The organism is Hymenobacter coccineus (genome assembly GCF_001816125.1).
GTDB classification, from domain to species: Bacteria; Bacteroidota; Bacteroidia; order Cytophagales; family Hymenobacteraceae; genus Hymenobacter; species Hymenobacter coccineus.
Genome location: NZ_MDZA01000254.1, coordinates 1 through 1,975 on the forward strand (window position 1 = coordinate 1; position 1,975 = coordinate 1,975).

A 1,975-nucleotide genomic window follows, 5' to 3' on the forward strand; every position below is an offset into this window, starting at 1 on the left:
GCGGGCCAGCAGCGCATTGCGCGCGGCGGCGGGCCGCCGCACGGCAAACGGCACGGCGGAGGGCCCCCAGAAGTAGTCGTCGCTGTCGAAGTACGGCACCCCCAGGGCCGCCGCCAGCGCCGTGCCCAGCGTGGTGGCGCCCGCCCCGGCCGCCCCGAAGAGATGGATTTTCATAGCAGCAGTGAACGACTAACCTGAACCGGGGCCTCCGGGCACTAAGCCGCAAAGATGCGCGTTAGGCCCCGCCGGCCGCCGTACCTTTGCCCGCTAAATGCCCCGCTTCCGCTTTTTTATTCTGCTCTTGCTGCTGCTGCCGGCCCTCGCGTGGGCCCAGCAGCCCGGTGGCGCACCCCGCCCGGGGCCCCAGCCCACCAAGCCCGTTGCCAAAGGCACGCCCGTGGAGCTGTTGAAAGGTGCCGGGGAGCTAGTAGGCGTCACGACGCCCGAGGGCGTGAAAATTCGCAAGGTGCTGGGCAACGTGGCCTTCAAGCAGGGCGACACGTTTCTGTACTGCGACTCGGCCTACCAGTACATCGACCGCAACGAGATTGAGGCGTTCAGCAACGTGCGCGTCGTGCAGAACGATACCGTGACCATTACCGGCGACAAGGGCTACTACAACGGCAACCTGCGCACGGCCCGTATGGTGGGCAACGTGGTGATGCGCGACCCGCGCATGACCCTGACCACGCCCACGCTCAACTACGACCTGAACCGCAAAACGGCCACTTACTTCGAAACCGGCCACCTCACCGATCCGCAAAACACGCTCGACAGCCAGCAGGGTTTCTACGACACCAACAGCAAGGTGTTCGTCTTCAAGCGCGACGTGCACCTCGTGTCCATCGACGCTAAGAACCAGCGCACCGACCTCAACAACGACACGCTGACCTACAACACCATCAGCAAGATAGCCTATTTTGACGGGCCTACCCGCATCCGGGGCCAGCAGGGTAATCTGTACGCCGAGAAGGGCAACTACAACACCGTCACGCGGGTATCGGATTTCCAGAAAAGCGCTAAAATTGACACGCCCAACTACCTGCTCGGCGGCGACCGGCTGGTGTACGACGAGGGCCGGCTCTACGGCGAGGCGGCGGGGCACGTCACGCTCATTTCCAAGAAGGACAACATCACGCTGCGCGGCGACTTTGGCCGGCACTGGCGCGCGTTGGGCCGCACCAAGCTCTACGGCGGCCGGCCGGTGGTGCGCAACATTTCGGGCAAAGACACCCTGTACATGGCCGCCGACACGCTGCTGAGCGTGGAAAGCCGCCCCGGCACGCCCAACGTGCGCCAGGTGCTGTACGCCTACCCCAAGGCCCGAATTTTCAAGGCCAACCTGCAAGGGCGCTGCGATTCGCTGACCTATGACCGCCAGGACAGCATCATCTACTTGAACCGCGACCCAGTGCTGTGGCAGGTCCACACCCAGATGGTGGCCGACTCGATGCAAATCCGGCAGAAGCGCGGTAAGGTTGACCAGATGCGGCTGTACGCCAACTCGTTCGTCATCAACCAAGACACGCTGCTGAACTTCAATCAGATGAAGGGCCGCAACATCATGGCCTACTTCCGCGGGGGCCAGATTGGGCGCATCGATGTGCTGGGCAACGCCGAAAGCATCGCCTACGCCCTCGACGGCGACACCGTTGTGACGGGCATGAACAAGGGCGTGTCGGCCACGATGACGATGCGCTTTGCTGACAACAAGCTGCAAAAAATCACGATGTTGGGCAACCCCGACGCCAACTTTATCCCGCCGCACGAAATAAAGGAGCCCGACACGCGCCTCAAGGGCTACCGCTGGCGCAACGACGAGCGGCCCACCCGCCGCCAGGTGCTGGGCAAGCAGTTCGACGACCGCCCGCCCCGCCGCAAGCCGGCTGCCAAAAAGAAGTCCACGCGCGCCAAGCGCCCGGCCAAAAAAACCACCCGGGGGGCCCCCAGCGCCAGCTCGCGCAAGCCGCCCGCC

Annotated in this window: 1 protein-coding gene; it reads left to right on the top strand. The window is 64.2% G+C overall.

Annotation, left to right across the window (positions count from 1 at the left end; all coding sequences use genetic code 11):
- Positions 1-271 precede the first annotated feature (271 nt).
- Positions 272-1,975, top strand: a 1,704-nt coding sequence (locus BEN49_RS14425) for an OstA-like protein (RefSeq protein ID WP_070744533.1), incomplete at its 3' end; no start/stop codon positions are given.